This is a genomic window from Metabacillus rhizosphaerae, assembly GCF_037201795.1.
Classification (GTDB): domain Bacteria; phylum Bacillota; class Bacilli; order Bacillales; family Bacillaceae; genus Metabacillus; species Metabacillus rhizosphaerae.
Map to the genome: position 1 here is coordinate 2,347,594 of NZ_CP147403.1, position 22,828 is coordinate 2,370,421.

The following is a 22,828-nucleotide window of genomic DNA, read 5'->3' on the forward strand; positions in this document are numbered from 1 at the left end:
TTTCTACATGATGACTTATTGAAAAACACTCCTTAGGTTTCTCTCTGAAAAACAGTTTGTTTAGTAGGAGCAGAACGTTACAGGCGTTAACTGATTGAGTGGAAATAGTACTATTATTATTTCAACTAGGGTGGAACCACGGGTATAACTCTCGTCCCTACATTTTGTAGAGACGGGAGTTTTTTATGTTTTTGTAGGAATCGTCTTATGCTTATCGGGGCTGAACAAGGCGCTTCCGAAATGGAAAAAAAGTCTAGTTTTTTTATTTAGTTTTTGTGTCTAGCTAGAGCGCCTAGCCCCTCGAGGTCATAAGCCCCTTATGAATTGAAGGTAAAGTACACCTTCTATTCCTAAGTGTCTTATGCTTGTCGGGGCTGAACAAGGCGCTTCCGCTTTTAGATAGGAGGAGAAAGTGATGTCATTCCAGATTCCTAGAGGAACTCAGGATATTTTACCTGGAGAAGTAGAAAAGTGGCAGTTTGTAGAAAATACTGCACGAGAATTATGTAACAGATATCAATATAAGGAAATACGTACGCCGATCTTTGAACATACAGAATTATTTGCACGAGGTGTTGGTGAAAGTACTGATATTGTTCAAAAGGAAATGTACACATTTCAAGATCGTAAGGGAAGAAGCATGACGCTAAGACCTGAAGGAACCGCTTCGACTGTACGTTCTTTTGTGGAAAAAAAGCTTTATGCAAACCCATCTCAACCAACTAAGCTTTATTACATTGGACCAATGTTTAGATACGAACGTCCGCAAACTGGCCGTTTTCGTCAATTTGTCCAATTTGGTATAGAAGCACTTGGAAGTAATGATCCTGCTATCGATGCTGAGGTTATTTCACTTGCGATGTCTCTCTATCAAACACTTGGTTTAAAGAGTTTAAAGCTTGTGATAAACAGCCTAGGTGATGCAGATAGTCGCACAGCACATCGCACGGCATTAATCTCACACTTTGAGCCGAGAATTGGAGAGTTTTGTTCAGATTGTCAAAAACGTTTAGAACAAAACCCCTTGCGAATTTTAGATTGTAAGAAGGATCGCGATCATGAATTAATGAAAACCGCCCCTTCGATTCTTGAATTTTTAAATGATGAGTCAAAAAGCTACTTTAATAAAGTTCAGCAATATTTGTCTGCAAATGGGATCCCTTATGAAGTAGATCCTGGGCTTGTAAGGGGCTTAGATTACTATAATCATACTGCCTTTGAAATCATGAGTAATGCTGAAGGCTTTGGAGCCATTACAACCTTATGTGGAGGTGGCCGCTATAATGGACTTGCTCAAGAAATTGGTGGACCTGAGACTCCAGGGATTGGTTTTGCCTTAAGTATTGAACGCCTTTTAGCAGCTCTTGATGCCGAAAATGTAACTTTACCGATTTCTAGTGACATAGATTGTTATATCGTTACAATGGGGGATCAAGCAAAGGACCGTGCTGTTTCATTGCTTTATGAGATGAGAAACGCGGGCTTAAGAGTAGAAAAAGACTATGAAGATAAAAAAATGAAAGCTCAATTCAAATCTGCAGATCGTCATCAGGCTAAATTTGTAGCTGTATTGGGTGATGATGAACTTGAAAAAAATGTGATAGCTGTTAAGAATATGGAGACAGGTGTCCAAGAAGATATTGCTATTGATCAACTTATTACTTATTTAAAACAAACATCTATTTGATTAACAAAGGAGAGGGTACCATGTTTGGCCGTACATATTATTGTGGAGAAGTACCAGAGTCAGCTATTGGAGAAAAAATCGTATTAAAAGGGTGGGTGCAAAAACGACGTGATTTAGGAGGAGTTATTTTTATTGATCTTCGCGATCGCACAGGTGTTGTTCAAATCGTTTTTAACCCAGAAATTTCTGAGGAAGCATTAGCAATTGCTGAGCGAGTTCGAAGTGAATATGTGTTAGATATAACTGGGAAAGTTGTTGAACGTGATGCAGAAACAGTAAACCCAAATGTCCCAACTGGGAAAATAGAGGTTATTGTTGAGAATGTAACGATTATAAACGCAGCTAAAAATCCGCCATTCTTAATTGAGGATAAATCAGATGAAGTATCCGAGGATGTTCGTCTAAAATATCGTTATTTAGATTTAAGAAGACCAGCACTATTTAATACGATTCAAATGCGTCACAATGTAACAAAATCAATGCGTAATTTCCTAGATGAAAGTGGCTTTTTAGATATTGAAACGCCAATCTTAACAAAGAGCACACCTGAAGGAGCTCGTGATTACTTAGTACCTAGTCGTGTACATGAAGGTGAATTTTATGCATTACCACAATCACCACAAATCTTTAAACAGCTATTAATGGTGTCAGGGTTTGATAAATATTATCAAATAGCTCGCTGTTTCCGTGACGAAGATTTACGTGCTGACCGTCAGCCTGAATTTACACAAATTGATATTGAAGCTTCATTTATGAGTCAGGATGATATTATGTCTATGACAGAAAAAATGATGGCAAGAATTATGAAAGAAACAAAGGGTGTTGAGATTGACCTACCAATGCAAAGAATGCCATATGACGAGGCAATGGGGCGCTTTGGATCTGATAAGCCAGACACACGCTTTGGTTTAGAGCTTGTTGATGTAGGTGAAATTGTTAAAGACAGTGGCCTGAAAGTATTTAGCAGTGTAGTAGCAAATGGTGGTCAAGTAAAATCAATCAATGTTAAAGGTGCTGCTGATAAATATTCTAGAAAAGATATGGATGCACTAGCTGAATTCGTTGCACCATACGGAGCAAAAGGGTTAGCTTGGCTAAAAGTTGAAGAAGATGGTTTAAAAGGTCCGATTATTAAATTCTTCACTGAAGAAGAGCAAAAAGGATTAGTTAGAACAATGGAAGCAACAGTCGGTGATTTGCTAGTATTTGTAGCTGATAAAAAATCAGTTGTTGCGGATTCCCTAGGTGCGCTTCGATTAAAGCTTGGTAAAGACCTACAGTTAATTGATGAAAGTAAATATAATTTTCTTTGGGTTGTTGATTGGCCATTACTTGAGTATGACGAAGCAACAAAACGTTATTATGCAGCACATCATCCATTTACAATGCCAGCTCGTGAAGATTTAAGTTTATTTGATACAGATCCGGGTAATATGAAAGCACAGGCATATGATATTGTATTAAATGGATACGAGCTAGGTGGCGGATCAATTCGTATTTTTGAAAAAGACGTTCAAGAAAAAATGTTCAAGTTATTAGGCTTCTCTGCTGAAGAGGCCAAAGAACAATTTGGTTTCTTATTAGACGCTTTTGAATATGGCACACCACCACATGGTGGTATCGCTCTTGGTTTAGACCGATTAGTAATGCTATTAGCTGGTCGTACAAATTTAAGAGATACAATAGCTTTCCCTAAAACAGCGAGTGCGAGTGATTTATTAACAAATGCTCCAAGTACTGTAAGTGAAGCGCAGTTAGAAGAATTGAATTTAGAATTACGTGACTAAATCATTATTTGCATCTAGTCAAGATCTTGAAATGATATTTTCAATATGATATTATTTTAAAAAATAACAATTAAAGTCCTGATGTGTTCGTTGTACACCTAGTTTTGACCTAACATTTTTTCTACGGGAGCTTGTGTTTCTTGACAGAGTAAATGCCTCTCTAACTCGTTAAAGAGGACTTACAACCTCTAAGAATAAAGCACCCACCTGCTAAGGGCGGGATCAAAACGAGGGAAACGGCGACGGCACGATTGGGACTACTACATATGATTGACTAAGGGTCTGACCCCTCAATGTGAACTTATAGATAGTACATTACCTAGGTTTGTACTAATTATTAAGGATTGAGAGGACAGACCCTTTTTGTTTGTTAATACAAAGGGGCACTGAAACCCTGAAAATAAATAAAATGATAATACATTCAGCTTGGGGAGTTTTGAAACGAGGTTTCTTGAAATTCCTTATTTGTAGATCTTATTTGTAGATCTATAAAATCTCTTGCTTTTCCTACAATGTATGTTATATTCGTTTTCAGGTAAAAATACTGTCAATATGAAATGACAGTGAAATTAATTGGATAATAATTGGAGTGAGTTAGTTGTTACATCAATTTTCACGTAATGAATTAGCGATTGGTAAAGAAGGTTTAGATATACTAAAGAATAGTACTGTTGCTGTGCTAGGTATTGGCGGTGTCGGTTCTTTTTCAGCGGAAGCACTTGCTAGATCTGGAGTAGGGCGATTGGTTTTAGTTGATAAAGATGATGTAGATATTACAAATGTAAATCGTCAAATTCACGCACTAATCTCAACAGTTGGTCAACCGAAAGTTGACTTAATGGAAGCGCGAATAAAGGATATAAACCCTGACTGCGAAGTTATTTCTCTCAAGATGTTTTATACGGAAGAAACCTACGAGCAATTTTTTGATCAAAAGCTTGATTATGTAATAGATGCATCTGATACCATTTCTTATAAAATTCATTTAATGAAGGAATGTTTAAAACGAAAGATTCCGATCATTTCCAGTATGGGTGCGGCAAATAAAATGGATCCTACTAGATTTCAAGTTGCCGACATTTCGAAAACACATACAGACCCAATGGCGAAGGTTATTCGTATTCGTTTACGTAAAGAAGGAATTCATAAAGGAATTAAGGTTGTTTTCTCTGATGAAAGTCCGATTGTCATTCGTGAAGATGTACGTAAAGAGGTTGGTAATGATGCTGCACAAATCCGTAAAGCAAAAATGCCTCCAGCATCCAATGCATTTGTACCTTCTGTAGCGGGGTTAATTATGGGAGGATATGTTGTAACTGATTTAGTTAAGGATATCAAGATTGTTCGAGTTAAAGATGAAAAATAACAGAAAAGAGGCTATTCTAGCCTCTTTTTGTTAGCTTAGGCGTTCTCACTTTCTTTGTTGCCTCAATAGCTTGTCATACACTTGGCTTAAGGTTAATTCGAATTTTCCAGTTTTTTTCGGTTCATAATACACTTTGTTTTTTAAACGATCTGGCAGGTATTGTTGTTTTACCCAGCCATTTTCATAATCATGTGGATATAAATAATCAATTCCTCTGCCTAACGCTTTTGCACCCTGATAATGTGCATCCTTTAGATGAATGGGAACGTCACCTATTTTTCCAGCTCTGATGTCCGAGATCGCGTTATCTAATGCTTGATAAGCACTATTTGATTTGGGTGAAAGACATAATTCAATGACTGCATTTGCAAGCGGAATTCTTGCTTCAGGGAATCCTAATCGTTCAGTTGCTTCAATTGCTGCTAATGTTCGCACTCCTGCTTGTGGATTTGCAAGACCTATATCCTCATACGCAATGACTAATAGTCTTCTGTTGATACTTACTAAATCACCAGCTTCAATTAGTCTACCTAAATAATGTAAAGCGGCATTTACATCAGAACCTCTAATAGATTTCTGAAATGCAGAAATCACATCATAGTGGGCGTCACCGTCTTTATCATGAACAAAGCTTTTCTTTTGCAGACATTCCTCAGCTATTTCAATAGTAATTTCAATTAAACCATCTCTATTAGCCTCAGTAGATAAAACAGCTAATTCAAGTGCGTTTAGTGCTGACCGTACATCACCTCCACAGCTGCCAGCTAAATGATGTAAAGCATCTTCACTTATTTCGATCTCCTGTATTCCTAATCCATCTTCTTTATCATGAATTGCCCGAAGTAAAGCCTGTTTTATATCCTCCTCATCTAGTGAATGTAGTTCGAAAATCTGACATCTGCTTCGTATCGCTGGATTAATTGAATGATAAGGGTTACTTGTAGTCGCCCCGATTAGAATAATCATTCCATTCTCAAGATAAGGTAGTAAAAAGTCTTGCTTTGCTTTATCAAGACGATGTACTTCGTCTAAAATTAAAATTACTTTTCCTGACATCTTTGCTTCTGCAACAACAATTTCCATATCTTTTTTATTGTTAACAACAGCATTAAGCTTGCGAAAGGCTGTACCAGTGCTACCTGCAATCGCCGTAGCAATCGATGTTTTTCCAATACCAGGGGGTCCGTATAATATCATTGAGGACAAATGCTTTGCTTTAACCATGCGCTGAATAATTTTTCCTTCTGCTACTAAATGGGTTTGACCGATAATATCTTCTAATTTTTTTGGTCGCATTCTATATGCAAGTGGTTGCTTCAATTTAAACACTCCAAACGTTTAGTGAAAATGTCATGATTAGTGATTAGATGGGTATGTGTTGTGACCTTACTGGTGAATAATGAAAATCACTATGTCCAAGCAGCAAAGTCGGTTTTAGTGCCTAATAAGTTAATAATATGCTATAATGGCTAATGTTCAAAGTAAGAAACTTAGAAAATAAATGCTCTAGTCTAAAGGATGTGCATGCTTGTCTTACACCTTAGAAGTTTCTTCAAAGCATATCGGGGGATCATAGCATGAAGAATAACAACAATATCTTTGTATCCATTGTAAAATGGGTGATATATTTTATAGGCTTGCTAATTATGTCATTAGGAATAGTGTTAACAATTAAAGCAGATTTAGGAGTTTCCTCTTGGGATGTTCTCCACATTGGGCTGTATCGTCAACTGGGCTTAACGATTGGAACTTGGACGATATTAACTGGTGCAATCGTTCTTTGTGTAGCAACACTTTTAACAAAAAGGCTACCACAACTTGGTGCATTTATTAACATGCTAAGTATTGGAGTTTTTATTGATTTATATTTAATGATGCCGTTTTTAAAGACACCTGAATCATTTATCGGACAATTGATTATGCTTATGGTAGGCATTATTGTATTAGGGTACGGGATGGGATTATATATATCAGCTAAATGTGGTGCTGGACCTAGGGACAGTTTAATGATATCTCTAGTAGAAAAAACAGGGAAATCGATAACTTTTATTAGAGGCGCTATTGAAATTATTGTATTAGGTATTGGCTGGTTTTTAGGTGGACCGGTATATATTGGAACAATCATTACAACGGTAACGATTGGATATGTAGCAGGGATGATGATACCGTTTTGTCATATATCAACGGATCGACTGTTAATCAAACTATCTAGTAACAAGGGAACTATTCAAGAAAATAGGTTGCTAGATCGTAAAATATAGGGGTGTTAGTATGAAAATATCGACAAAAGGACGTTATGGTTTAACAATTATGATTGAGTTGGCACGAAAGCATGGAGAAGGTCCAACATCATTAAAAAGTATTGCACAAGCCCATGACTTGTCAGAACATTATTTAGAGCAGCTAATTGCTCCACTACGAAATGCAAGACTCGTAAAAAGCATAAGAGGCGCTTATGGTGGTTATATTTTAGGAGATGAGCCGACGAACATTACATCAGGTGATATTATACGTGTTCTTGAAGGACCGATAAGCCCTGTTGAAGTACTAGAGGATGAAGAACCAGCTAAGAGACAACTTTGGGTGAAAATTCGTGATGCAGTAGCGGATGTACTTGATAATACAACACTAGAAGATCTTGCGAGCTATACAGACGGAGAGCAAGAGCCTTATATGTTTTATATTTAAAACTGTTCTAGACATTAAGATAGGAGGGGTTGCCTGATGAAACGAATTTATTTAGATCATGCTGCAACATCCCCATTGCATCCAGAGGTGCTTGAAAAAATGCTGCCGATTATGTTGGAAAACTTCGGTAACCCTTCAAGCATCCATTCATTTGGTAGAGAAGCCCGACGCATTACTGATGAATCTAGAAGAAATCTTGCTAATCATATCGGGGCAACACCTGGAGAAATTATTTTTACAAGTGGTGGTACTGAGGCTGATAATCTTGCAGTTATTGGAGCAGCTTTAGCAAATAAACATGTGGGTAAGCACATCATCACCACGCAAATTGAGCATCATGCTGTCTTGCATGCATGTAAGCATCTAGAGAATGTTGGGTATGAAGTAACCTATTTGCCTGTTAATGAACAAGGAGTTATTTCGATTGATCAACTTAAGGAACATTTAACAGATCAAACTGTACTTGTAACAATTATGTACGGAAATAACGAAGTTGGTTCAATCCAGCCTATTCAAGAGATTGCTAAAGTGCTTAAGGACCATAAAGCTTTGTTTCATACAGATGCGGTACAAGCCTTTGGAGTGGAACATATAAATGTAAAAGACTTAGGTGTTGACCTTTTATCAGTATCAGCACATAAAATAAATGGACCTAAAGGTGTAGGGTTTTTGTACGTGAAAAATGGAGTGAAGCTTCAACCATCCTTATATGGGGGAGAACAGGAGCTGAAGCGTAGAGCTGGTACAGAAAATGTATCAGGGATATATGGGTTTAGTTATGCTGCAGATCTTGCCTTATCAACTCGTGCACATAAAACCGAGCAATACAGAGCATTTAAGCAAGAAATGATTGGTATCTTTGAAGAGCAAAATCTTCAATTTCAATTAAACAATTCATTAGATGGATTGCCACATATATTAAATGTGTATTTTCCAGGAACACATATTGAATCATTATTAGTCAATTTAGATTTATCAGGCATTGCAGCTTCAAGTGGATCAGCATGTACAGCTGGTTCTGTTGATCCATCACATGTATTAGTTGCAATGTTCGGTAAAGAATCAGATCGTGTATTATCTTCAGTTCGATTTAGTTTTGGTTATGGGACAAGTCTGGAAGAAATTCAATATGCTGCAGAGAAAATAGCAAATATTATTAAGAGAGTTACAGCTTAGAGTTACAATGGAGGTGAAAGGGATGAAAAAAGATCCTAAAGATATAAGAGTAGTCGTAGGTATGTCAGGTGGAGTTGATTCATCTGTTGCGGCGCTTCGATTAAAAGAGCAGGGCTATGAGGTAATTGGGATTTTTATGAAAAACTGGGATGACACTGATGAAAACGGTGTTTGTACCGCGACAGAGGATTACAACGATGTTATTGAAGTGTGTAATCAAATTGGTATTCCGTATTATGCAGTGAATTTTGAAAAACAGTATTGGGACAAGGTGTTTACGTACTTCCTTGATGAATACAAAGCAGGTAGAACGCCAAATCCTGATGTAATGTGTAATAAAGAAATTAAATTTAAAGCTTTTTTAGAACATGCAATGTCACTGGGAGCAGATTATTTAGCAACAGGTCATTATGCACGTGTGGAGTACCGTGATGGTGAATATAAAATGCTTCGTGGCATAGATGATAACAAGGATCAAACATATTTCCTTAATCAGTTGGGGCAGGAACAACTATCAAAGGTCATGTTCCCATTAGGTGATATTGAGAAACCATTAGTTCGTGAAATGGCAAAGAAAGCGAATTTAGCAACTGCAACAAAGAAAGATAGTACCGGCATCTGTTTTATTGGTGAACGAAATTTTAAAGAGTTTTTAAGTGGGTATTTGCCAGCACAGCCTGGAATTATGCAAACTCTTGATGGTGAAGTTATGGGTAAGCATGATGGGCTTATGTACTATACAATCGGTCAACGCCACGGCCTTGGAATCGGTGGTAGTGGAGACCCTTGGTTTGCAATTGGAAAAGACTTAGAGAAAAATGTATTATATGTTGATCAAGGTTTCCATAATGAGCTTTTATACTCTGATTCCATTATTGCTACAAATGTTAGTTGGGTATCAGAAAACCAAGTTTCTGAATTGACTTGTACAGCTAAATTCCGTTATCGTCAAGAAGACAATGACGTGGCTGTTACAATGTTGGATAATTCAACTGCAAAAGTTGTGTTTAAGAAGCCAATTCGTGCAGTAACGCCAGGACAAGCTGTCGTCTTTTATGATGGTGAGGTTTGTCTTGGTGGTGGAACAATCGATGATGTGTTCAAAAATGATAAAAAGCTGTGGTATGTAGGCTAATCGTGAGATACTAAAGAAAGGGGGTTGACACATTTGTTTGAGTCAGCCCCTTTTAACTATGATAAGAGGTTCTAAATGAAACTACATATGAACTAAATGTTGAAAGAGGGTTTTTGTAAATGGATATGAATCAACGTGGAATTGAAGCAATGCAAGAGGGGAATTTTGAGGAAGCAGCATCGATTTTTTCTGAGGCGATTGAAGCTAATCCGAATGATCCCATTAGTTACATCAATTTTGGTAATTTGCTCTCAGCTGTAAATGAGCTTGACAAGGCATTAAAATTTTATGATAAAGCAATCGAGTTAGATGAAGATGCTGCAACTGCATATTATGGGGCAGGAAATGTTTATTTTAATCAAGAAAAATATCATGAAGCGAAAAATAAGTATGAAAAAGCGTTGAAAAAGGGGTTGGATCACGGAGATTTACATTTTATGTTAGGAATGAGCTTGCAAAATATTGGTCAAAATCGCTTATCACTTCCATATTTTCAACGTGCTACAGAATTAAATGAAGATGATACCGATGCCAGATTCCAATATGGTTTATGTCTTGCACAATTAGATTTAGTTGGTGAGGCGATGAAGCAATTTCAAACAATAGTTGAGCTTGATGAAGAACATGCAGATGCTTATTATAATCTAGGTGTTGCTTTTGCATTTAAAGAGGAAGTGAAAAAAGCAACTGACATGCTAGAAAAAGCATTAAACATACAATCCGATCATTTATTAGCAGGTCATGCTTTAAAAATCTTGAAGGAAAATAAAGAGCAATAAGATGACACGTAGGGAAGAAGGGAGAACGGATTCATGCAGGAAAGTGCTGATTTATTTGGGGAAAATGAACGTTTTGTTAAAGGACTTGTAAAGGTTGTTATTTTTCACAATGAGCAAAACTTATATTCAGTGTTAAAAGTAAGAGTTCATGAAACAAGTGAAAATATTGAAGATAAAGAGATAACCGTTACAGGTTACTTTCCACTCCTGCATGAAGATGACACCTATACCTTTTTTGGAACATTTAAAAACCACCCCAAATTTGGTCTTCAATTTCAAACTGAACATTTTCGAAAAGAAATCCCTCAAACAAAGGAAGGGATTATTCAATATTTATCGAGTGATCTTTTCAAAGGGATAGGCAAAAAGACAGCGGAAGCTATTGTTGAGAAACTAGGTGAATCAGCAATTTCAAAAATTCTGCAAAACCCTTCGATTTTAGATGATATTCCAAAGGTAAATAAAGATAAAGCGAAACAACTTGTCGAGTCATTAATATCCCATCAAGGGTTAGAGCAAATAATGATAGCACTCAATCAATTTGGTTTTGGACCTCAACTTGCAATGAAAATTTATCAAGTCTATCAAGATCAAACCTTGACAATAATTCAAGAGAATCCATATCAATTGGTTCATGATGTTGAAGGAATAGGATTTGTGCGAGCAGATGAGCTTGGTCAGCATTTAGGTATTTCTGAAAAAAGCGCAGAAAGAATTAAAGCTGCATGTCTTTATATTATTGAACATATGAGCTTACAAGAAGGACATGTTTATTTAACATTAGAACAGCTAATTGTAAGAACGAAGGAATTACTTGATCATTCAAAACAAGAGAATATACCTGAAACAGATATTGCAACTGAAATATCCGCATTAAACAATGAAAAAAAAGTGATCGTTGAAGAAGAACGGGCATATATACCATCTCTTTATTACGCGGAACAAGGATTAGTAAAAAACATAAAAAAAGTACTAGCACAAACGGAATATGATGACCTATTTCCTGAGTCTGAATTTTTGCTTTCGCTTGGTAACCTCGAAGAAAGAATGAAGGTACAATATGCTCCAACTCAAAAGGATGCAATTCAACAGGCGTTAATGTCTCCAATGCTTTTATTAACAGGAGGTCCTGGAACAGGTAAAACAACTGTTATAAAGGGAATTGTTGAATTATATGCAGATTTACATGGATGTTCTCTTGAACCAAAGGATTATAAAAAAGAAGAACCATTTCCGATTTTACTTGTTGCACCAACAGGACGTGCGGCAAAACGAATGAGTGAAGCAACAGGTATGCCAGCTGTTACGATTCATCGTCTTTTGAAGTGGAATGGTGCTGATGGTTTTGAGCATGATGAAGATAATCCGATTGCAGGAAAACTGCTCATTGTAGATGAGGTGTCAATGGTTGATTTATGGATTGCGAATCAATTGTTTAAAGCACTTCCCGAAAAAATCCAAGTAATAATGGTTGGGGATGAGGATCAGCTCCCATCAGTAGGTCCTGGTCAGGTGCTTCGTGATTTATTAGCCTCCAAAATCATCCCAACGGTCCAACTAACCGATATATATCGTCAAGCAGAAGGGTCATCAATAATTGAGCTTGCACACGATATAAAGCAAGGTAAATTGCCGCAAAATATTACATCTCCAACCTCTGACAGGTCATTTATCCAATGCTCACAGGCGCAAATGAAAGAGGTAATTGGAAAGGTAATTAAAAGTGCTATCAACAAAGGCTATACAGCGAGAGATATTCAAATTTTAGCACCAATGTATAAAGGTCCAGCAGGGATTGATCAATTAAACAAACTGCTTCAAGAGCTTTTTAACCCTAAAACACCTGGAAAAAGAGAAATGACATTTGGTGATACCATCTACCGGAATGGTGATAAAGTTCTCCAATTGGTCAATCAGCCTGATAGTAATGTCTTTAACGGTGATATTGGAGAGATAGTTTCAATTTTTTATGCAAAAGAAAATACCGAAAAAGAAGATATGATTGTCGTTTCCTTTGATGGCAATGAGGTTACCTATATAAAACAAGATTTTAATCAGTTTACTCATGCGTTTTGCTGCTCGATCCATAAATCACAGGGTAGTGAATTTCCGATTGTTGTGATGCCTATTGTAAAAGGATATTATCGAATGCTTCGTCGAAATTTAATTTATACTGCAATTACAAGGAGTAAGCGGTCTTTGGTTATATGTGGGGAAAAAGATGCTTTACAGTGGGGGATTTCCAATAGCGATAGTTCAGACAGGCAGACAAGTCTTAAAATTAAGCTAAATGGTTTTGAGGAAGTAGACGAATTACAAAAAGAGCTTCCATTCCCTGTCCAAGATGCAAATATTGGAATGGAAAACGTTACACCGTATGACTTTATGGAAGAAGGCTAAAGCTAAAATTGTTCGGAAAGGTGGAGATTTCTTTGCGGACATTTTCAAAGCTAAAAGGGCTCCCAGTATATAGTAATAGTAATGCGGACCTCCTTGGTCATATTGCTGATTTATGTCTATCTTCCAATGGCTCTGTAATCGGACTAATGATGGAAGGAAAAGGCTTGTTTAATCGTGATCGCTTTGTTCCAATTGAATCAATTCAGGCACTTGGAGAAAATGGTGTGATGGTTGGGGATAAGGACAAGCTCATTTCAATCCAAAATATGAAAGCAAATTATTCATATAACACCTATGGTGATATCCGCTATAAATCAGTTTTAACAAGAGAAGGACAGAAACTTGGTTTATTAGAGGACGTATATTTTTCCGAAAAAGAGGGCACAATTGAGGCATACGAATTGACGGACGGATTTTTTGCAGACATCGCTGAAGGTAAAAAAGTAATAAAGGCTTCGGGTGAATCATTAATGATAAGCAAAGATGCGATCGTCATCGACTTTTGAATTAAAGAGGTGTGCTAAAGTTTGTTATCATGTCCGAATTGTAAAAGCAAAGACCTAGGGAAGATCGGTGTAAATCAATATTATTGCTGGAGCTGCTTTATTGAACTTTCTGTTGCGAAAGGGAAAATTTTAACTCATCAAGTAGAAGAGGATGGTACATTAAGCTCACTTGATGATTTGTTTTCTGATGATGAACGATCAATAAGCATGTAAAGGGGAGATAGGTCTTGAATCGTACTGTAACCTCATTAGTATCTATAGGTGTTGGTGCTGCAGCATATTACTATGCACGTTCATCTAACATGACAAATAATCGTTCAATGAGAAAATTACGTAAACGCGTATCAAAAATGTTTTAATTTAATGGAGCTGACTAAATTGTCAGCTCCTTATTTATGTTAAGAAATGGAAGTCTCGCTTTATCTCAGTCGATGCTCCTCCAGTTTGTACGGCGATGATCAAGGCGCACTGAGCTTTTCTAATGCATAAATTATGACTTCACACTCCACAATATATGGCATAGGAGTGAGAGTCATGAGAGACCGTCAAATAAAATGGTTGTTAAGAATAACGATTTTATTGTTGGGTTTATTAACGATATATGTGTTTTTTAAACTTCATAACATTTGGGATCCTTTTTTTCTAATGTTTAAAGCAATCTTTATTCCTTTTATTATAAGTGGATTTATTACGTATTTACTTCACCCTGTAATTGAAAGACTTCATCGGACAGGTGTTCCAAGGTCTATATCGATACTAATTATCTATTTCCTATTTTTCGGTGTAATCGGATATGGCTTTTATCGCGGTGTGCCTGTGCTGGTCAACCAACTTCGTGATCTATTGGAGAATTTCCCACAGTTTTCTGATACATATAATAATTGGATAAATTCTATACGAAATCAAACCAATCAATGGCCAGATGGAATTCATGAGCGTATTGATAACATGTTCCAACAAACAGAGGAATGGCTAGCGTTAACGATTGAGAAATTAATAAACAGTTTAAGAAGTGTTTTTGATTATATTCTTTTGATAGCGATCATTCCATTTTTAGTTTTTTATATGTTAAAAGACTATGATCAGATTAAAAAAGCTGCATGGTATTTGACACCAAGAAAATGGAGAAATGAAGCTATTCAGTTTTTAAAAGATCTTGACAGGTCGCTAGGAAATTACATTAGAGGGCAGTTATTCGTTTGTTTAATAATCGGGAGTCTTGCTTTTCTATCACTATGGTTTTTTAAAGTGAAATATCCATTAATATTGGGGTTGCTCATCGGTGTGACGAATATTATTCCATACTTTGGGCCAATAATAGGCGCGGTTCCAGCACTGATTATTGCAGCGACAATGTCAGCTAAAAGTGTCATAATTGTCATTGTGATTATTTTAATTCTACAATTTATAGAGGGAAACATCTTGGGGCCATTAATTGTTGGGAGAAGTCTTCACATGCATGAGATCATCATCATGCTTGCACTGCTCGCTGGTGGTGAAATTGGAGGCGTAGTAGGCTTAATGCTTGCTGTTCCGATAGTTGTGATACTAAGGGAACTTATTATACATCTTGTTCAACTTAGAAGGAACCATTGACTTTTATTATTTGCTTGTCTATAATTCACGATAGAATAAAGCTAAATCAATGATGGAACAAAGTATGTTGTGACCACCTTTTTAGAGAGGAATTTCCCTTGGCTGAAAGAAATTCTAAAGGATACCAACAGAAAGCTAGTCCTAAGTGCAGAAAAAACTGCCGTTTAATCCACGTTACGGTTTATAAAGGTGATGGACTTTTGATTGACCACAAAGTTTAAGTTTTTATACTTAGCTTTGTCGCCAATAGTTTGGCGTGTTGCGCAAATCGAGTCCATAATCAGGGTGGTACCGCGAGTTAACTCTCGTCCCTGTGAAAAGAGGAGATTCTTTACACAGAGACGGGAGTTTTTTGTGTTTTAAATTTTGGCTGTTTTCGCAAACTTTGTTGCTTTTAAAATAGTATTGGGTTGGTTGATTTGCGCTCCAGGATGCTCGCTTTCCGTGGGGCGGGCGATGAGCCTCCTCAGCGCGAAGCGCCTGCGGGGTCTCATCTGTCCCGCTACTCCCACAGGAGTCTCGCACCTTCCGCACCAATCACCCTAATCAGTTTTGTTCAAAAACAACAATCTTTTAGAAAAGAGCCTAAATTTTAAAAAGTAATCAACATAGTTATTTTAAGGAGGATACATATGAGAAATTTACAATCAGCTGAAGTACGACAAATGTTTTTAGATTTTTTAAAGAAAAAGGACATGCTGTTGAACCTAGTGCATCACTTGTCCCACATGAAGACCCAACATTGCTTTGGATCAATAGCGGTGTTGCGACATTAAAAAAATATTTTGATGGTCGCGTGATACCAGCGAACCCTAGAATTTGTAATGCACAAAAATCAATTCGAACAAATGATATTGAAAACGTTGGTAAAACAGCAAGACATCATACGTTTTTCGAAATGCTTGGTAACTTTTCAATTGGTGACTATTTTAAAGTAGAGGCAATTGAATGGGCATGGGAGTTTTTAACAAGTGAGAAATGGATCGGTTTTGATCCAGAAAAATTATCGGTTACGATTCATCCTGAAGATCAAGAAGCTTTTGATATTTGGAAGGATAAAATTGGTGTACCAGAAGAACGCATTATTCGGTTGGAAGGAAACTTCTGGGATATTGGTGAAGGACCAAGTGGACCTAATACAGAGATCTTTTATGATCGAGGTGAATCATATGGCAATGATCCACAAGATCCAGAGTTATATCCTGGCGGTGAAAACGAACGATATTTAGAAGTATGGAATCTAGTCTTTTCTCAATTTAACCATAACCCAGATGGAACTTATACTCCACTACCTAAGAAAAACATTGATACAGGTATGGGACTTGAACGTATGGTTTCCGTTATTCAAAATGTTAAAACGAATTTTGATACGGATCTGTTCATACCGATTATTCGTGCGACTGAACAAATTTCAAATGAGGTTTATCGTCAGGATCATGAAAAAGATGTTTCTTTTAAAGTAATCGCTGATCATGTTCGTACAGTTAGTTTTGCTATAAGTGATGGGGCATTACCATCTAATGAAGGCCGTGGTTATGTTTTACGTAGATTGTTAAGAAGGGCAGTTCGCTATGCGAAGCAAATTAACATTAATCGTCCATTTATGTATGAACTTGTACCAGTTGTTGCGGAAATCATGGTAGATTTTTATCCAGAAGTAAAAACAAAAACAGAGTTCATTCAAAAAGTCATTAAAAATGAAGAAGAACGCTTCCATGAAACTTTAAATGAGGGCTTGGCAATACTTAGTGAAGTCATTAAAGTTCAAAAAGACAAAGGCAATGAGGTGATTCCAGGAAATGATGTCTTCCGTTTATATGATACATATGGTTTCCCTGTTGAATTAACAGAGGAATATGCGGAAGAGGAAGGTATGAAGGTTGACCATAACGGCTTTGAACAAGAAATGGGAAGACAACGTGACCGTGCTCGTGCTGCAATTCAAAAGGTAGATTCAATGCAGGTTCAAGGTGGAATGCTAGGCGAAATAAAAGATACAAGTGAATTTGTTGGCTATAATCAATTAACTGTAGAAGATGCTTCAGTTCTCGTATTAGTGAAAGATGGAGAAGTAATAAAAGAAGCAAATGAAGGGGAAGAAATACAAGTTATTCTTGATAGAACTCCTTTCTATGCTGAGAGCGGTGGACAGATTGCAGACACTGGTGTGCTATCAAGTGATAAAGTGTTTGTGAAGGTGAAGGATGTTCAAAAAGCACCTAATGGACAGAATCTTCACAATGTCTTCATAGAAAGTGGAACACTCCAAGCTGGAGACATTGTTACAGCGAAAGTTACTGAAAACAACCGGAGTGCGATTGTTAAAAATCATACGGCCACACATTTATTGCATCAAGCATTAAAAGATGTTCTCGGGTCCCATGTAAATCAAGCAGGATCATTGGTAACCGCTGATCGACTTCGATTTGATTTCTCTCATTTTGGACAAGTAAGCGGGGATGAATTAGCTCGTATTGAACAAATTGTAAATGAGCAAATTTGGAAGAGTATTGCAGTTACGATTGATTTGAAATCACTTAAAGAAGCGAAGGAAATGGGCGCCATGGCTCTCTTCGGAGAAAAATATGGAGATGTTGTCCGCGTCGTTCAAGTTGGTGGGTATAGTTTGGAACTTTGTGGTGGTTGCCATGTTGACAACACAGCATCAATTGGATTGTTTAAAATCATGACAGAGACAGGAATCGGTGCTGGGACAAGACGTATCGAAGCAGTAACAGGTAAAGCTGCTTATCAATTAATTAATGGACAGCTTGAAAAGTTCCAGGAAGCTGCATCACTTTTAAAAGCTAACCCTAAGGATCTTGTGGCAAAAATAGATAGTCTATTAACTGATTATCGTACAATTCAACGTGAGAATGAATCATTAACAGCTAAACTAGGTAATCTTGAAGCAAATAGTATTGTTGATAAGGCAATTACGATTAATGGTGTAACAGTTCTTGCAACAAAGGTAAATGCAAAAGATATGAATAGCCTACGTGGTATGATGGACGACTTGAAAAATAAACTTGAATCAGTTATTGTAGTTCTCGGAGCTGTTGAAGATGGAAAAGTTAACCTTGTAGCAGGTGTTACGAAGGATTTAGTTACACAGGGCTATCATGCAGGTAAACTAATAAAAGAAGTTGCTGAACGTTGCGGTGGGAAAGGTGGCGGTCGTCCAGAGATGGCCCAAGCAGGTGCTAAAAATCCTGAAAACCTTACAGAAGCGCTTAAATATGTCGAAGAATGGGTTGAATCCGTTTTATAATTAGGCAAAGTAGTGTAGAATGTAAGTAAGATGGGACAAAAAGATTCTATTTGATTCTCTAGAAAGAGGTGCGAATTAGTGAGTTCATTTGATAAAACGATGAAATTTAATTTCTCTGATGAATCGGTCGAAACAAATGTAAATGAGGTCCTTTATACTGTTTACGATGCATTGCAAGAAAAGGGCTATAATCCAATTAATCAAATCGTTGGCTATTTGCTTTCTGGTGATCCTGCCTATATTCCACGTCATCGTGATGCTCGAAATTTAATTCGCAAGCTTGAACGTGATGAATTAATTGAGGAGCTAGTCAAATCTTACTTGCACAAACGAACATAATTAAGATTGAAGGTGAGTGGAGCTTTACCTTAAAGCCTAAATTCAAATAAGGATGGAACAAGCTAACAAATTAAAGCTGGTTCCATTTCCTTACCTTCATTCAAAAAATCGAGAGGCTTAAAATGCGTATAATAGGACTTGATTTAGGAACGAAGACACTTGGCGTTGCAGTTAGTGATGAACTTGGCTGGACCGCACAAGGAATCGAAACAATAAAAATTAATGAGGAAAATCGAGATTATAATTTTGCCAGACTGACTGAAATCATTAATGAGTATTCAATAGAAAAAATCGTTTTAGGAATGCCGAAAAATATGAATGGCTCTATTGGACCAAGGGCAGAAGCGAGTCAGAAGTTTGCAGATATTCTAACAAAAAAATTCAAACTACCTGTTATTTTGTGGGATGAAAGATTAACAACAATGGCGGCAGAACGAATGCTCATTTCAGCTGATGTCAGCCGAAAAAAGCGGAAACAAGTCATAGATAAAATGGCAGCAGTTATGATATTACAAGGCTATTTAGACAGCTTAAATTAAGATTTAATTATAATAATGAGGTGAACCAACATGGAACATGGCGAAAAACAAATTACAGTTATTGATGAGAACGGAAACGAACAACTTTGCGAAGTATTATTTACATTTGAATCAGAAGAATTTAAGAAATCATACGTTCTATACTACCCATTAGGGGCAGAGGAAGATGATAGCGAAGAAATCGAGATTCACGCATCTAGCTTTAATCCACACGCTAATGGTGAGGATGGAGAACTTGAGCCAATCGAAACAGAAGAAGAGTGGGATTTAATTGAGGAAATGTTAAACACTTTCCTTGATGAAGAAGAGGAAGAATAAGCTTTGCAAGAGGTTGACTCAAAAGGTCAGCCTCTTTTTTATGTCTGAAATTTCATCTTTTAATAAGATTTTATGTCGATATCATGCAATGCTTCCAACAATTGTATGATTTTATAACCCATCTAAAGAAAGAATAAAAATAATTGTTTATAATTTTTTCTACCTTTAAACTCCTTTTTCTTTCGTACTTTTCTACCTTTTGTGAAAAAATTGCCGAAACATAAAGAACATTGTAGTATAATAATTGGGACGAGAGGAGGATATGCATGTCTGAAGTTGATTCAAAAAAAGATATATTCCGTAAAAAGCTATTAGAAAAACAAAAAGAGGCAAAGGTAGTAAGAAAAATTGTCTTAACTGTTTTTATCGTATTAATTATTGCCTTTTCAGGACTTATCGGAGGCGGTTATCTATATATTAAATCTTCATTAGAACCAGTTGATCCAAGTGATCAGAAAGGTATTGATGTTACCGTTCCAATTGGCTCATCAGTATCAACAATATCAAGAATTTTAGAAGAAAATGATATTATTAAAGATGCCCGTGTATTTAAATACTACATTAAATTCAAGAACGAATCTGGCTTCCAAGCTGGGAATTATAAATTAAATAGAGCGATGACATTTACTGAAATCATTGAAATCTTAAAGCAAGGAAAGCTTATGGATGACGTAGCGTTTCAAATCACGATACCTGAAGGAAGACAATTAAAAGAAATCGCCTCAATTATTTCAAATAAAGCATCATTTAGTGAGGAAGAAATTATCCAAAAACTAACTGATAAAAAATTTATTGAGTCGATGAGAGCAAAATATCCAGACTTACTTACAGATGATATATTTGGAGAAAATGTAAAATACGCACTTGAAGGATATTTGTTTCCAGCAACCTACCCTTATTATAAAAAGGATCCAACACTTGAAGAAATTTTGGAGCCAATGATTAAAAAAATGAGTGAAGTTGTTGCAACATATATTCCACAGTTACAGGAACAAAAGATGAGTGTACATCGTTTTGTAACATTGGCTTCCTTAATTGAGGAAGAAGCAACTGAAAAGGCTGATCGTGAAAAGATTTCAAGTGTTTTTTATAATCGTATCGAAAAAGATATGCCTTTACAGACAGATCCAACAGTTTTATATGCTCTTGGTGAACATAAGGACCGCGTTCTTTACAAAGACCTTGAAGTTGATTCGGCATATAATACCTATCAAAACAAAGGTCTACCACCAGGTCCAATCTCTAATGCGGGTAAAATATCCTTCGTTGCAGCTTTATCACCTGAAGATACAGACTTCTTATATTTCTTAGCAACAAAAGAAGGAGATGTCATCTTCACGAAAACACTCGATGAGCACAATAAGGAAAAAGATAAACATATTACAAACAAATAATGATACATAGGGAGAGTGATTTTTTATTCGCTTTCCCTTTCTTGTTGTGGTAAAATATATCGAGTTGTTATGGGGTTTTGTAACTTTTATATTAAATAGGCTAAGAGTTCTCATTAATGAGGCTCTTATTTTTAGGTATATAAGATAATAATCAAAAAATAATGACATTTTTCTTATAGTTATACGAAATGCAGGAGGCAATCATGTTAAAAGAAGAAGTACTAACATATATAGAGAATCTTATACCTGATCCGCAAGATTATGTAAAACAAATAGAAGTTTTCGCTAAGGAAAATAATGTGCCAATAATGGAGAAAACAGGTATTGAAGTGTTATTACTTCTTCTCTCTATGCAGCAGCCTAAAAAAATTGTTGAGATTGGTACAGCAATTGGGTACTCCGCAATTCGAATGGCTTTAAAATTGCCCAATACTGAAATTATTACGATAGAGCTTGACGAAGAGCGCTTTCATCAGGCAAACCTCAATATTAAGGAAATGGGACTTGAAGAAAGAATTCAAGCACTACATGGTGATGCCCTTTTATTATCAGAGGAAATAAATAAGTATGGTCCATTTGATGCATTATTTATTGATGCGACAAAGGCCAAATATACAAAGTTTTTCAAGTTATATGAACCAATGCTTTCTTCAAATGGAATTATTTATACGGATAATGTTCTATTCAAAGGAACAGTTGCTCGCGATCGTTCAGAATTAAAAACAAGAAGACAACGAACACTTGTCAGAAAACTTGATGAGTTTAATCATTGGTTGTTTACATTAGATAAGTATGAAACAACAATCATTCCTGTCGGAGATGGGATTGCAGTATCAAAACGAAAATGAAGTTTAAAAGAGGTGTTTGACATGCACAAACCTGAATTATTAGTTACACCCAAAAAAGTAGAGGACATAATGCCCCTAATAGAAGCAGGTGCAGATTCGTTTGTTATTGGTGAACAAAAATTTGGTCTTCGACTAGCCGGTGATTTTTCAAAGGAGCAGGTAAAAGAAGCAATTGCTATTGCCCATCAGCATCATAAAAAAGTGTACGTGGCTATGAATGCAATTTTCCATAATGATTTGATTGATGAATTAGAAGAGTATTTGACTTTTCTAAATGAAGTAAAGGCTGATGCAGTTGTTTTCGGTGATCCAGCAGTACTTATGGTTGCAAGAGAAGTTGCACCCGATTTAAAGCTGCATTGGAATACAGAAACAACAGCAACAAACTGGCATACTTGTAACTATTGGGGAAGAAAAGGTGCCAAACGTGCAGTTCTTGCTCGTGAGTTAAGTATGGATGCGATTATCGAAACAAAGGAACATGCAGAAGTTGAAATTGAAGTACAAGTTCACGGAATGACATGTATGTTCCAATCAAAACGTAGCTTATTAGGTAACTACTTTGAATATCAAGGTAAGGCTTTAAAAATAGAAAATCGTGCTGAAAAAGAAATGATGTTTTTATACGATCCTGAAAGAGATAATAAATACCCAATCTTTGAAGACGCAAATGGGACACATATTATGAGTCCAAATGATATGTGTATTATCGATGAGCTAAGTGAAATGATTGACGCTGGTATAGATTCCTTTAAAATCGATGGGGTTCTTCAAACATCTGAGTATGTAATTGAAGTGACAAAGAAATATCGTAAAGCAATCGATCTATGTGAATCTAATAATACTGAGTATGAAGAGATAAAAGATGAATTATTAGCTGAAATAGAAGATTTACAAGCGAAAAATCGACCATTAGATACTGGGTTTTTCTTTAAAGAGACTGTTTATTAAAAATAACTTAAGAGTTACAAAAAGATTTTGAACTCACATTAAAAAGGG

20 protein-coding genes, 1 other RNA gene, 1 pseudogene and 1 other annotated feature (1 of these 23 cut by a window edge) are annotated in these 22,828 nt (G+C 36.4%); of the genes and pseudogenes, 21 read left to right on the forward strand and 1 reads right to left on the reverse strand.

Translation table 11 applies throughout. The annotated features are described in order from the left end of the window. Window positions 1-162, forward strand: a binding site (T-box leader) (it extends 72 nt beyond the left edge of the window). Between the two features lie 253 nt (window positions 163-415). The 4 genes from hisS to WCV66_RS11395 all read left to right on the forward strand — a co-directional run bounded on the left by hisS (window position 416) and on the right by WCV66_RS11395 (window position 4,840). Next, window positions 416-1,687 (forward strand): histidine--tRNA ligase, encoded by a 1,272-nt coding sequence (gene hisS / locus WCV66_RS11380; protein ID WP_338789019.1) that lies wholly within the window; start codon window positions 416-418, stop codon window positions 1,685-1,687. A gap of 20 nt (window positions 1,688-1,707) precedes the next feature. Further along, complete coding sequence (aspS, locus tag WCV66_RS11385) at window positions 1,708-3,474, forward strand: aspartate--tRNA ligase (protein WP_338789020.1); 1,767 nt, start codon at window positions 1,708-1,710, stop codon at window positions 3,472-3,474. A 72-nt stretch (window positions 3,475-3,546) separates the two neighbouring features. Next, window positions 3,547-3,736: non-coding RNA, 6S RNA (gene ssrS / locus WCV66_RS11390), on the forward strand. A 336-nt stretch (window positions 3,737-4,072) separates the two neighbouring features. Beyond that, complete coding sequence (locus WCV66_RS11395; protein WP_066334480.1) at window positions 4,073-4,840, forward strand: ThiF family adenylyltransferase; 768 nt, start codon at window positions 4,073-4,075, stop codon at window positions 4,838-4,840. Between the two features lie 45 nt (window positions 4,841-4,885). On the opposite strand, the gene WCV66_RS11400 is transcribed toward WCV66_RS11395, so the two are convergent. Continuing rightward, window positions 4,886-6,136, reverse strand: a complete 1,251-nt coding sequence (locus WCV66_RS11400; RefSeq protein WP_338789438.1) for a replication-associated recombination protein A — start codon at window positions 6,134-6,136, stop codon at window positions 4,886-4,888. 281 nt (window positions 6,137-6,417) lie between these two features. Between WCV66_RS11400 and WCV66_RS11405 the strand changes: the two genes are divergently transcribed. From WCV66_RS11405 to WCV66_RS11485, 17 genes and pseudogenes are all read left to right on the forward strand, one after another. Next, the gene (locus tag WCV66_RS11405; RefSeq protein WP_066334482.1) at window positions 6,418-7,101 is read left to right on the forward strand and encodes a YczE/YyaS/YitT family protein; all 684 of its coding nucleotides are present in this window, start codon (window positions 6,418-6,420) and stop codon (window positions 7,099-7,101) included. Between the two features lie 10 nt (window positions 7,102-7,111). Then, window positions 7,112-7,528: a cysteine metabolism transcriptional regulator CymR gene (gene cymR / locus WCV66_RS11410; protein ID WP_066334484.1), complete on the forward strand. Its 417-nt coding sequence runs from the start codon at window positions 7,112-7,114 to the stop codon at window positions 7,526-7,528. A 36-nt stretch (window positions 7,529-7,564) separates the two neighbouring features. After that, window positions 7,565-8,704, forward strand: coding sequence for a cysteine desulfurase family protein (locus WCV66_RS11415; RefSeq protein ID WP_338789021.1), 1,140 nt, complete (start codon window positions 7,565-7,567; stop codon window positions 8,702-8,704). Window positions 8,705-8,726: 22 nt separating this feature from the next. Further along, window positions 8,727-9,839, forward strand: a complete 1,113-nt coding sequence (mnmA, locus tag WCV66_RS11420) for a tRNA 2-thiouridine(34) synthase MnmA (protein WP_338789022.1) — start codon at window positions 8,727-8,729, stop codon at window positions 9,837-9,839. 119 nt (window positions 9,840-9,958) lie between these two features. Next, a complete protein-coding gene (locus tag WCV66_RS11425) occupies window positions 9,959-10,618 on the forward strand; it encodes a tetratricopeptide repeat protein (protein ID WP_338789023.1) in 660 nt (219 codons plus the stop codon). 33 nt (window positions 10,619-10,651) lie between these two features. Then, on the forward strand, window positions 10,652-13,018 hold the full coding sequence (locus WCV66_RS11430) for an ATP-dependent RecD-like DNA helicase (protein WP_338789024.1): 2,367 nt from the start codon (window positions 10,652-10,654) through the stop codon (window positions 13,016-13,018). Between the two features lie 32 nt (window positions 13,019-13,050). Continuing rightward, window positions 13,051-13,524, forward strand: a complete 474-nt coding sequence (locus WCV66_RS11435; RefSeq protein ID WP_338789025.1) for a PRC-barrel domain-containing protein — start codon at window positions 13,051-13,053, stop codon at window positions 13,522-13,524. Window positions 13,525-13,545: 21 nt separating this feature from the next. Continuing rightward, window positions 13,546-13,737 carry a hypothetical protein gene (locus WCV66_RS11440; RefSeq protein WP_066334501.1) on the forward strand — a complete coding sequence of 64 codons (192 nt, stop codon included), beginning with the start codon at window positions 13,546-13,548 and terminating at the stop codon, window positions 13,735-13,737. A 14-nt stretch (window positions 13,738-13,751) separates the two neighbouring features. Next, complete coding sequence (locus tag WCV66_RS11445) at window positions 13,752-13,883, forward strand: YrzQ family protein (protein ID WP_066334504.1); 132 nt, start codon at window positions 13,752-13,754, stop codon at window positions 13,881-13,883. A 175-nt stretch (window positions 13,884-14,058) separates the two neighbouring features. Next, window positions 14,059-15,120 (forward strand): AI-2E family transporter, encoded by a 1,062-nt coding sequence (locus tag WCV66_RS11450; RefSeq protein ID WP_066334509.1) that lies wholly within the window; start codon window positions 14,059-14,061, stop codon window positions 15,118-15,120. A 632-nt stretch (window positions 15,121-15,752) separates the two neighbouring features. Then, window positions 15,753-18,391 (forward strand): annotated as a pseudogene (gene alaS, locus WCV66_RS11455) (alanine--tRNA ligase). 78 nt (window positions 18,392-18,469) lie between these two features. Further along, a complete protein-coding gene (locus WCV66_RS11460; RefSeq protein WP_066334513.1) occupies window positions 18,470-18,730 on the forward strand; it encodes an IreB family regulatory phosphoprotein in 261 nt (86 codons plus the stop codon). Window positions 18,731-18,852: 122 nt separating this feature from the next. Further along, entirely contained in the window at window positions 18,853-19,269 is a 417-nt protein-coding gene (gene ruvX / locus WCV66_RS11465; RefSeq protein WP_066334515.1) for a Holliday junction resolvase RuvX, read from the forward strand. A gap of 30 nt (window positions 19,270-19,299) precedes the next feature. Then, entirely contained in the window at window positions 19,300-19,587 is a 288-nt protein-coding gene (locus WCV66_RS11470) for a DUF1292 domain-containing protein (RefSeq protein ID WP_066334525.1), read from the forward strand. 266 nt (window positions 19,588-19,853) lie between these two features. Next, window positions 19,854-20,981: an endolytic transglycosylase MltG gene (mltG, locus tag WCV66_RS11475; RefSeq protein WP_338789026.1), complete on the forward strand. Its 1,128-nt coding sequence runs from the start codon at window positions 19,854-19,856 to the stop codon at window positions 20,979-20,981. A gap of 203 nt (window positions 20,982-21,184) precedes the next feature. Continuing rightward, window positions 21,185-21,829 carry an O-methyltransferase gene (locus WCV66_RS11480; protein ID WP_066334537.1) on the forward strand — a complete coding sequence of 215 codons (645 nt, stop codon included), beginning with the start codon at window positions 21,185-21,187 and terminating at the stop codon, window positions 21,827-21,829. A gap of 21 nt (window positions 21,830-21,850) precedes the next feature. Next, the gene (locus WCV66_RS11485) at window positions 21,851-22,780 is read left to right on the forward strand and encodes a peptidase U32 family protein (protein ID WP_066334540.1); all 930 of its coding nucleotides are present in this window, start codon (window positions 21,851-21,853) and stop codon (window positions 22,778-22,780) included. Window positions 22,781-22,828 lie beyond the last annotated feature (48 nt).

Excerpts from the sequence above, each read along its gene's own strand:
- mltG (WP_338789026.1), top strand. The coding sequence starts at position 19,854 with ATGTCTGAAGTTGATTCAAAAAAAGATATATTCCGTAAAAAGCTATTA.
- mnmA (WP_338789022.1), top strand. The coding sequence starts at position 8,727 with ATGAAAAAAGATCCTAAAGATATAAGAGTAGTCGTAGGTATGTCAGGT.
- WCV66_RS11450 (WP_066334509.1), top strand. The coding sequence starts at position 14,059 with ATGAGAGACCGTCAAATAAAATGGTTGTTAAGAATAACGATTTTATTG.
- WCV66_RS11425 (WP_338789023.1), top strand. The coding sequence starts at position 9,959 with ATGGATATGAATCAACGTGGAATTGAAGCAATGCAAGAGGGGAATTTT.
- ruvX (WP_066334515.1), top strand. The coding sequence starts at position 18,853 with ATGCGTATAATAGGACTTGATTTAGGAACGAAGACACTTGGCGTTGCA.
- WCV66_RS11430 (WP_338789024.1), top strand. The coding sequence starts at position 10,652 with ATGCAGGAAAGTGCTGATTTATTTGGGGAAAATGAACGTTTTGTTAAA.
- WCV66_RS11480 (WP_066334537.1), top strand. The coding sequence starts at position 21,185 with ATGTTAAAAGAAGAAGTACTAACATATATAGAGAATCTTATACCTGAT.
- aspS (WP_338789020.1), top strand. The coding sequence starts at position 1,708 with ATGTTTGGCCGTACATATTATTGTGGAGAAGTACCAGAGTCAGCTATT.
- WCV66_RS11400 (WP_338789438.1), bottom strand. The coding sequence starts at position 6,136 with ATGCGACCAAAAAAATTAGAAGATATTATCGGTCAAACCCATTTAGTA.
- WCV66_RS11470 (WP_066334525.1), top strand. The coding sequence starts at position 19,300 with ATGGAACATGGCGAAAAACAAATTACAGTTATTGATGAGAACGGAAAC.
- cymR (WP_066334484.1), top strand. The coding sequence starts at position 7,112 with ATGAAAATATCGACAAAAGGACGTTATGGTTTAACAATTATGATTGAG.
- WCV66_RS11485 (WP_066334540.1), top strand. The coding sequence starts at position 21,851 with ATGCACAAACCTGAATTATTAGTTACACCCAAAAAAGTAGAGGACATA.
- WCV66_RS11405 (WP_066334482.1), top strand. The coding sequence starts at position 6,418 with ATGAAGAATAACAACAATATCTTTGTATCCATTGTAAAATGGGTGATA.
- hisS (WP_338789019.1), top strand. The coding sequence starts at position 416 with ATGTCATTCCAGATTCCTAGAGGAACTCAGGATATTTTACCTGGAGAA.
- WCV66_RS11415 (WP_338789021.1), top strand. The coding sequence starts at position 7,565 with ATGAAACGAATTTATTTAGATCATGCTGCAACATCCCCATTGCATCCA.